At 67.9% G+C, this 8,805-nt stretch carries 7 protein-coding genes and 1 pseudogene; 4 read left to right on the top strand and 4 right to left on the bottom strand.

Going from position 1 to position 8,805, the window contains the following annotated elements; genetic code table 11:
* The first annotated feature begins 855 nt into the window (after positions 1 to 855).
* On the top strand, positions 856 to 1,038 hold the full coding sequence (locus ACZ4V1_RS33385) for a hypothetical protein (RefSeq protein ID WP_468344042.1): 183 nt from the start codon (positions 856 to 858) through the stop codon (positions 1,036 to 1,038).
* A gap of 5 nt (positions 1,039 to 1,043) precedes the next feature.
* Positions 1,044 to 1,214: a hypothetical protein gene (locus ACZ4V1_RS33380; RefSeq protein ID WP_031106884.1), complete on the top strand. Its 171-nt coding sequence runs from the start codon at positions 1,044 to 1,046 to the stop codon at positions 1,212 to 1,214.
* Positions 1,215 to 1,984: 770 nt separating this feature from the next.
* Here ACZ4V1_RS33380 and ACZ4V1_RS33375 read toward each other — a convergent pair.
* Positions 1,985 to 2,644 (bottom strand): HNH endonuclease family protein, encoded by a 660-nt coding sequence (locus ACZ4V1_RS33375; RefSeq protein WP_468344038.1) that lies wholly within the window; start codon positions 2,642 to 2,644, stop codon positions 1,985 to 1,987.
* A gap of 293 nt (positions 2,645 to 2,937) precedes the next feature.
* On the opposite strand from ACZ4V1_RS33375, the gene ACZ4V1_RS33370 reads away from it, so the two are divergent.
* Both ACZ4V1_RS33370 and ACZ4V1_RS33365 read left to right on the top strand, forming a co-directional pair.
* Positions 2,938 to 3,147, top strand: a complete 210-nt coding sequence (locus ACZ4V1_RS33370; protein WP_468344035.1) for a DUF6207 family protein — start codon at positions 2,938 to 2,940, stop codon at positions 3,145 to 3,147.
* A gap of 763 nt (positions 3,148 to 3,910) precedes the next feature.
* Positions 3,911 to 5,290, top strand: a complete 1,380-nt coding sequence (locus ACZ4V1_RS33365) for a glycosyltransferase family 4 protein (protein WP_468344032.1) — start codon at positions 3,911 to 3,913, stop codon at positions 5,288 to 5,290.
* Positions 5,291 to 5,635: 345 nt separating this feature from the next.
* On the opposite strand, the gene ACZ4V1_RS33360 is transcribed toward ACZ4V1_RS33365, so the two are convergent.
* The 3 genes and pseudogenes from ACZ4V1_RS33360 to ACZ4V1_RS33350 form a co-directional block, all read right to left on the bottom strand.
* Positions 5,636 to 7,477 carry an NHL domain-containing protein gene (locus tag ACZ4V1_RS33360; protein ID WP_468344029.1) on the bottom strand — a complete coding sequence of 614 codons (1,842 nt, stop codon included), beginning with the start codon at positions 7,475 to 7,477 and terminating at the stop codon, positions 5,636 to 5,638.
* 607 nt (positions 7,478 to 8,084) lie between these two features.
* Positions 8,085 to 8,177: pseudogene (locus ACZ4V1_RS33355) on the bottom strand (transcriptional regulator); the annotation flags it as partial.
* A gap of 39 nt (positions 8,178 to 8,216) precedes the next feature.
* Positions 8,217 to 8,726, bottom strand: coding sequence for a DUF6879 family protein (locus ACZ4V1_RS33350; RefSeq protein WP_468344027.1), 510 nt, complete (start codon positions 8,724 to 8,726; stop codon positions 8,217 to 8,219).
* Positions 8,727 to 8,805 lie beyond the last annotated feature (79 nt).

Genomic DNA, 8,805 nt, shown 5'->3' with positions numbered 1-8,805 from the left:
CCCCTCCCCGGGGGGAGGGGGGGGGGTTTTTTGTTGCAGAACTACCCGAAAGCCTTGTCGTTTGTCGTTCACCCCCTTTGGGAACTGTGTGAGGGCCCCCCCCCCCCCCCCCCCCCAGGGCCCGAAGGAACTGCTACACCATCTGCCGGCCCCACTGCTGCGCCGGCCTTCTGTCACCGCACACCCGGCCGGAATGCTGCCGGGGATGCTGGGATCGCGGTTGCTTGACCGGAGACCACCTCACTATCGATGTCCTGCGGTACCCGGACTCGAAAGGCCGCCCGGGCGATCCTGATGGCGTCCACTTCCTCCGTTCATTCCCTCATTGCCGGTACTGCTCTACTGGGTACTGCTGGTGATGCGAACTGCTGGTGGCCTGTTGCAGCGCCACTCTTCGGCAGCCAGCCCCGTCGCCCGTCCTGCGTCTGCTCTGGCTTGGAACCCCACTGCCGAACCTCCCGGTGCGCGCGCCCGCAGCCGACGCCTTCACCGAGGTACTGCTCACTGATTCCACTGCGGATACAGCGGGTACTGCTCGCGGCGGCCCCTGATCACTGCGGGCCACCCGGTCCGGCCGTCAGTCCCGTCGCCGTCCTGCAACAACCCTGGCTTCGGAACTCCACCACCGCACCGTCCTGCGCACTGCAACTGCGGTACTTCTCCCCGGCAGTTCATGTCTGCCGGGCCCTGCGGTCTCTCTGGGTTACGAGAGAAACCATAACCACACCACTAACCAATGTCTACTCCGACAAAGATAGATTTTCGGGGGTGGGTGGTGAGGTGTGGCCTCGAGCCGCAACGGAGGAGCCGCGTGAGCGCAGCATCGACTCCGCCTCGAACACGGACGAGCGCGGCATGGGCCAGCACGTCCGCTTCGAGCTGCGCGACGGAAAAGGCGCGGACGGGCACACGCCCGACGGCCGGGAGGCGGACGTCGGCGACGAAACTGAGCCCAGTTCCCGCAGGAAGGGTGAAGAAACCAGGAAGATCGGCTGCGTGTTCTTCGAATCGCCGGGCACAAGGAGCAGCGGAGGTTGATAACTATGGTTCCCCTGCTTCTCGTCCTGCTTCTGGCCCTGATCCTCTTCGGTGCGGGGTTCGCACTGAAGGCACTGTGGTGGATCGCCGTCATCGTGCTGGTCGTCTGGCTGCTGGGCTTCGTGCTGCGCAGCGCGGACACAGGCGGGCGCAAGGGCCGCTGGTATCGCTGGTAAACCACCACACGGAAGCCAGTTGTGGGCCCCGGGAACACCCGGGGCCCACAGGCATGTCCGGCCTCATGACATCTCCCCGGACAAACGGAGTAACCACCACCTTCCCGGGCACAAGGTCCCATAGCTGGGGCCCGGTGAAGCAGCGGTACCTGCACCTCCAACCACCGGACCCCAGCCACATCCCGACACCCGACGGCCGACGTCGCCTCTCACAGCAGAAGCCGGCAGTCACGAGGAACCCCGCCCTGATTCCCCAGACGGTCACTCCAGGCCAGAACCCCGAAGGCTCGGCAACCAGCCTGCTGTTACTCACTTTCGAGTGACGGACCGATCCACTGCGGGGTGGCGCACCGTAGCGGAAAGACGCCATGCCCCAACCTCCGCAAGGCCTGGCAGGCTGTCGGGGCGTCAACACCACGCACGGGTGGCATACATGGGTGTTGCATCCGAGAGGCATGCAAAAGTGGACAACAAGTAACAAGGTGTCGCATTTCCCCGCAACTTCTCCACGGCGTGGACAGAGTGTGTGCGCGGCCAGCCGGTCGCCGACGCACACCACACCCACTCCCCGGGCAGCCTGCACGCCGGCTCCTCGAGGGAAGGTGTCCGCACCCCGAGGGGGCTCTTGTCCGCTTCCGCTTCTGTCACCACTCGCCGTCTCGCAGACGCCGCGCGGTGGTACGGCCACAATGCGCCACAGTGGCGAGAAACAGCAAGAGTCCGGACAAGCAGAGGCCCCGCTGTCCGGACAGCGAGCTGAGGCCGTTCGGTTATGCGGCGGGTTCGTACGTCACGCTCTGGTCCGGGCAGTCGGCCGCCACCTCGCGCAGCGCCGCCACTTCGGCCTCGTCCGCCGACAGGGTCCAGCGCAGCTTCGTACCCACCCATTCCGCGATGTACCGGCAGTGCACCTCGGCCGCCGGCGGCAACCACGTCGAAGGGTCCTGGTCGGACTTCGACCGGTTCGAGGGGGCCGTGACCGCGACCAGACTCGTGGTCGCGCCCAGGTCGTTGGCGTACGCCTCACGACGCTGCGCCGACCACCCGGACGCACCGCTATCCCAACTTTCCGCAAGTGGCACCATGTGGTCGATGTCGAGGCTGGAGGCCGACGTCATCCACAGCTGGTCGTAGTACGACCACCACCGACCGCCCGACAATCGGCACCGAGGCCCCACCGTCGGCGCCTCCACTGCCTCCACGATCAGGACCTCCGCGCGGGTGTTGCACCCGTCCCGGGGGTCGGCGCCGGCGTTCCAGTGTTTGAAGGCACTCCGGTCGTAGCCCTCACGGGACTCGGCCGCCACCGGCAGGCGCGTGACGGCTTCGGTCAGGGGGAGGCTCTCCGCCGCATGGGCAGACGTAGAGACGGTGAGGGGCAGGACGGCGAGGGAAGCGGTGGCCAGGCCGCGCAGCAGTGTTTTGAGCATGCACCGTTGGTATCGGCCCGCGTGGGGGCGCTCAGAGGCGTTTGGCGAGTGCGCCGCCCGTGTGGGTGCAATGGTCGTACCGGGACGGGCGTGGCATGGCATGGCATTCCTGCTGCGCATCACCGTCGAGCTCGTCCGTGCGTCCGGCTGCTCGGAGCGGGGCGGGCTGATCTGGCGTCCGTACGGTCACGCGGGCACACGACGGAGGTCAGCTCGCGCGTTGCGCCGTACCCGGTCGGGTGACGCTGCCCGCACGCGAGAACTTCGGCAGGTGACGCGGCGTCGTGCCAGGTATGAGGCCGATCAATGACGGGCATGTGGCGGAGCCGGGACTTGCAGTGGTAGAGGTCGCGGCCGTCGATGACGAGACAGCGTTCGCAGTCCAGGAGCTGCTCGCTACACGGTGGGCGATCGCACCAGCGGACCGCACAACCCACGAGCCCGGCGAACCAGGCCTACGGCTGCGCTGCTTCCTGAATCTCCGGCAGCAGCCCGGCTCGTAGACGTGGAAGGGAGCTGGGATGACATGAAGGCTGCCGGAGCCGGTGCTGAGTGCCTCCGTCCCCAGCCCTGATCTGCCGCTGGTTGGGGGCGAGGCCAAGTGGATCGGATTCGGGCAGCCGTCTCCGTCAACTCGGGCCAGGCCGTGCTGCGCTCCGGGCGCGGCACGGAAATGGGGCCGGCGTTTGGGAGGCCGTGGCCGGGGCCGTGCAGCTGCCGGATGTGACCGCGATGGACGGCGAGCTGGTCGTAGGGGACGCCGCGGGCCGCCTCGCGTTCGAGCGGTTGCAGAACCGGCTTGCCCGGCGCGGGGCTGGCGCGGTCCGGGCATCTGAGGAGTGGCCGGCTCACTTCCTGGCGTTCGATCTGCTCAGGCTGTCCGGGGCCGACAGGGGCGCAGGGCCAGGTCGTCCGGGAAGGAAGCCAAGGCAGCGTCGTGCTGATAGTCGTCCGCCTGGCCGGCGCTGTGGGGGGCGTGATCGGTTTGCGGATGCGCCGGGCGTGCGCCGGAGCGAGTGCGCCTGGCGTGCATGCTGCGGGCGCGCTGTGTACCGACCGGCGTCCGGGTGAGGTCCGTGTGCCCGGGTGTGCTCACTGGTTGGCCGTGGGACAGCTCTGGCAGGCCGCTGGTGCTGCTGCGGCGAACGGGAAGGCTGATGAGAGGCCGGATCGATGCGACCCGGCACTGCAGTGGTGGGTGCGCTTCGTGCCGGTCCTTTTGACCCCCATCTGGGAGACGACGTGACCGACGGCAGGAAAGCCGGCTTGAAGACCCTGATCTCGTTCGTCGGCCGTCGTGCCGCGATGTTCGCCGGCAAGGATGCCCGAGACGTCTCTGGCCTGGTGCGACGGACGCTCGACCCTGACTGCCTGCCTCCCGCACCCACCGCGCCTGCCGGGTTTGCCGCGCAGGGGGCGCGGACGCGCCCGGGCGCGTTGCGGTGGTTGCGCGCGGTGACGGCCTCTCCTTCCCTGTTCAGGGACTACCGGCAGGTGGACGGGACGGTGGCGACCGGCTCGTACCTGCCCGCCGCGGGAGCACCGGCTGGGCGGTGTATGTCGGTGGTGGCGCGCGTGTACGGGTATCCGCCGGACCACAACGCCGGTTCGGAGTGGATGCTGCACTCGATGCTGCGTCCTTTGGCCGAGCGCGGTCACCGGGTGGAGGTCTGGCTGTCCCACCCCGGCAAGAGTGAGAAGACGTATGAGATCGACGGGGTGCGGGTGGTGCCGTTCCAGGAGGGCCTCGAGTTCTCCGCCCGTGCCCGCCGTGCGGACGTGCTGGTGTCCCACTACGAGAACGTGCCCCTGGTGGCCGGCCTCGCCCGGGACGGCCGTATCCCGATGGCGGTGATCTGCCACGACAACTTCCCCGCGACCTTCCACAACGCCGCGGGCGCCGACCTGGTCGTCTACAACAGCGAGTGGATCCGCCGGGACGGAGAGATCCTATACGCCCGCTACCCTCCCGAATTCCTGCCCCAGCGCAGCATCGTGGTGCGCCCGCCCGTCATCGCGGATGAATACCGTACGCGGCCCGGTGACTGCGCGACTCTGGTCAACCTGAACGCGGACAAGGGCGGCGAGCTGTTCTGGCAGATCGCCGCCTGGACACCCCAGTGGAAGTTCCTCGGCGTGCGCGGGGCCTACGGCCAGCAGGTCATGCCACCGCCCCGCCTGCCGAACTGCGAGGTCCTCGACTCGGTGCCCGGACAGCGGATGCGCGAACACGTCTACGCCCGCTCCCGGGTGATGCTGATGCCGAGCCTGTACGAGTCGTGGGGACGGGTGGCGGTGGAAGCGTTCGCCTCCGGCATCCCCGTGATCGCCCACCCCACCCCCGGCCTCGTCGAATCACTGGGCCAGGCCGGCATCTTCGCCTACCGCGACGACCCCAACGCCTGGATCAACGCCCTCGCCTCCCTGCAGGACCCCGACAACTGGGCCCGCGCCTCCCGCCGCGCCCTGGCCCGCTCCCAGGAACTGAGCGCCGCACCCGACCTCAGCCAGTGGTGCGACGCCGTCGAAGCCCTGGCACCCACACCCCGGCGCAGCACCCGCCACGGGCACACGACCGGCGCGGCCGGCGGCGCCGGTGAGATGAACCCCAGCCCCAGCAGCGACACCGCGGCCACCAGGAGATGACCCGCACCATCCACCACGGCCCGGTCACACACCAGCAACCCACACCCCCGGACCCGGACGACTCACCGCGAGAGGACGGCACACCCTGACCACGCCCGCACCGGGGTGCTCTCCCCCGCTGCCCGCGCCCGGTACAGCGGCAGCGGAGTTACTTCGGGGCGTCGAGGTGATGCCGGTGGAGGTTCCCCGTCCCGGGGCGTGGTGGGAAATGCTGGGGCGTTCGGTGGTGGGGCCGAGCGAGCCCTATGCCTATGCCGTCAGGCGTCTTCGAGCCGCGGCATCTTGCCTGCCCCGGAAGCAACCGGTCAAAGGTGCGCTTCATGCCCGACGGGAAGTCGGGGCGGTCTACTTGACAACGACCTTCAGGCCGGTAGAGGCCGATTCGATGCCGCCCACCCGGAAGGTCAGATGAGTAGTTTCGGTCGCCGCGGTGGCGGTAGCCGTCACGGCTACCCACACGGCGGAGAGCGGATACTGCTGCGAGAGGTCGAGATCCACATTCCGACAGGTCAGAGTCTGCCCGTCGTCGGACAGTTCCGCGTCGAAGTTCTTTGTTCTCGTCGCTTTACGCGAAAGCACGGTCATCTGGTGTTTTCCGTCGTTTTCGGGCTTGAAGGCGAAGTCGGCTCCTGAAGGGAGGAGCGCGGTGATGGTCTGCGGAGGGACTGGTCCTGCTCGGTGGACTTCCACCCCCGGGTACCTGGGGCCGCCGCCCGGCACCATCTCCACCGGCGGCGATGTAGGCGTCACAGTGAACTGGGGACCTTCCGTGACAGTGGCTCTCAGCGGGATGCCTGGGTGACGGCCCACGGTCAACTGCCCGTCGTGGTAGGTGTTGGGCTCCACCGCTGCGACCGCTGTGACTGGGATGGTGCAGGTCAGTGGGCCCTTGTCCCTGGCGCGGGTGTTGAGGTGCAGGTTGCTGGTGACGACCATGACGCTGCGGTCGGATTCGAAATAGCAGCCGAGGCTTCCTCTGCGGGCGTCATTTCCGTTGTAGGAGTAGGTGGGCCAGTCGGCGAAGGCGAAGCCTTTGGGCGCGGTGAACGTCTGCACGACGTTCCCCGCGTCGACGGCCTGCCCCGTGCGGTAGGCAGTGATCTCCACGGTCAGCTTGACGGTCTCGCCGAGACTGGCCTGCGGCGCCTCGACCTGTCGGATCTTCAGGCTCCGCTCCTGGGGACCCGCGACCTTCCGCACCCGGCCGTTGGTGGTGTCGGCGATGTACAGGTTGCCGTACGGGTCCAGTGCCAGCCCCGTGGGGTACTTGAGCCTGGCCCTTGTGGCCTGCTCATTGTCCCCGCTGAAATAATTGCTGGCCCCCCCCAGATCGCTGCCTGCGAAGGTGTTGATGATGCCGTCCGGCGTTACCTTCCGCACCCGGTCGTTTGCGGTGATGTACAGATTCCCGTAGATGTCCCGCACGACCCCGGTGGGCCAGAAGAGCTCGGCTTTGATAGCCGGTCCGCCGTCGCCGAGATTCTGCACGCCGGGGCTCGCCCCTGCGCCGGCAACCGTCGTGACGATGCCGTCAGGGTCCAACTTCAGCACTCGATGGTGCGAATCGTCGGCGATGTACAGGTTGCCGATCTCGTCCAGGTACAAACCCTCGGGCCGGTAGAGTGAGGCGTCGGCTGACACTGTGGTGATCTTGCCATCCGGAGTCACCTTCCGCACCCGGTTTGTGTCGTATTCGGCGAAGTACAGGTTCCCCGCACTGTCACATGCCAGGCCCTTCGGCCGTTTCAGGTCGGCGACCGCCGTGGTGATTTTGCCGTCCGGAGTCACTTTGCGCACTCGAGAGTATTCGGAGATGTACAGGTTCCCCTTGGTGTCCAACGCGAGCCCCCAAGGCTCATGGAGCCGGGCGTCCACCGCGGGCCCGTCGTCACCTTCGTCACCTGCCGTGCCGTCTCCGGCCACTGTGAACATCTTGCCGTCCGAGGATACTTTCCGTACCCGGTGGCCGCTGTTTTCGGCGACGAACAAGGTTCCGTCCCGGGCAACCACCACGCCCGTCGGACGGTTGAAGCTGGTACTGGGGGCGCCGCCGCTGCGACCCTCGGCTTCGGTGTACTCCACCGAAGTGATCACACCTTCCACAGCCGCTGACGCGTGCTGCCCGTCCAGCGGAGCAGAAATTGCCAGTGGCATGTTCAGCCCAGCGAAGTCCACAGTCTGAGTCACCGTTGATGCTCCTGTCTCACGTGCGCGACACGAGCGGCCATGGGAGATTTCGCACAGCCACACTCGCGTGAGCGGCCCATAGCGACACTGCCGCTCCATCGGAAAGGGGATGCCGAAGAAGAAAGGGGCCGGCACATCCGCCTACGGGCATCGTCCATCAGGACCTCACAGCCCGCATCTGTAGGAAAACAGCCCGGGCCACCACCCCCGGGCGGCATAAGCAGGCGACGGCGACGTTGAGCGGCTTGTCACCGTCCTTCGCGGTGTCGACCACACGCCAGAACGCTTCGGTGTCCATGACCGGCGGTATGCCAGGGTGCATGACAGTCTCCCGTGCTCGGGCACAAGGAGAGGAATAGCTCCGGCCACGAATACGTACCTGCTACCAGTTCCCCGCCCCGACGTTCCCCTCCTGACGACGCCGCCTCACGATGGCACGCGCGGAGGCCCCGGCCGACGCGCAACCGGCTGATCGCGCCCCGATCCCCGGCCGCGGCCGTACCGCCCATCCCGCCCGCCCCTTACTCCTTCACTCCAGCCAGGGGACATGGGCAGAGCGGCCGCGTGCGACGGCGGTGGAACCGAGGCGGTTCGCCGGCGGTTTCGGCTCCACCCGCACGAGGCCGGCGTCCTTGCGCAGGTGCGTGAGCCGCACGGCGAGCGCCTCGCGGGCCGCCTGTGCGCTGGACGATGGGGAGGCGGTCGTCGTGAAGTGCGGGGCCCTTGGGTCGTGCGTCGGTCAGATGCGGTAGTCGGTGTGGTCGGTGGCCAGGTCCCACACCGAGCGGAACGCCTCAGCGCACAGCTTGACCGCTTGCGGGTCGTCGGTGTGGTCGGGCTCGAGAGCCTGGCCGTCGCCGGAGAAGATGTTCCAGCGCACGAGGCGGTCGTCGATGAGCCAGAAGTCGTTGCCGGGCAGGGCGAGTGTGGAGGCGCGGCGGCGGGGCAGCCAGCGGACCTGTTCGCCGGCGCGGAGGTTGGCGTCGGTGATGGCGTGCTCGAAGCGGATGTAGTCGGTGACGGGCTCGGAGACGATCCGGGCCCGGCGGACCTTCACCCCCCGGGCGACGGTCCGCTGGACCAGGGGCAGCCACCCGCTCCAGTACTCCGAGTCGTCCGCGGGCACGCTCCCGTCGCGCAGGAACGCCTCAAAGACCTCGTGCTCCTCCCCCACGGCGTAGACGTCGCGGAGCTCCAGGTGCAGGGCGTGGGCCTGGGCGGAGTCGATTGGGAAGTCGTTTGACCCCATCAGAGGGTGACGTAGTCACCGGCCAGCCGAAAGCGGTTTCGGCTCCGGAAGTTTCGCGGCTCCGACAGAAGCCTATCCG

This window comes from Streptomyces sp. NPDC028991 (assembly GCF_055564775.1).
This window is presented reverse-complemented; position numbering and strand designations above follow the sequence as displayed.

What these genes read in the sequence shown, in the direction of transcription:
- ACZ4V1_RS33380 (WP_031106884.1), top strand. Translation starts at nt 1,044, where the DNA reads ATGGTTCCCCTGCTTCTCGTCCTGCTTCTGGCCCTGATCCTCTTCGGT.
- ACZ4V1_RS33350 (WP_468344027.1), bottom strand. Translation starts at nt 8,726, where the DNA reads ATGGGGTCAAACGACTTCCCAATCGACTCCGCCCAGGCCCACGCCCTG.
- ACZ4V1_RS33385 (WP_468344042.1), top strand. Translation starts at nt 856, where the DNA reads ATGGGCCAGCACGTCCGCTTCGAGCTGCGCGACGGAAAAGGCGCGGAC.
- ACZ4V1_RS33375 (WP_468344038.1), bottom strand. Translation starts at nt 2,644, where the DNA reads ATGCTCAAAACACTGCTGCGCGGCCTGGCCACCGCTTCCCTCGCCGTC.
- ACZ4V1_RS33370 (WP_468344035.1), top strand. Translation starts at nt 2,938, where the DNA reads ATGAGGCCGATCAATGACGGGCATGTGGCGGAGCCGGGACTTGCAGTG.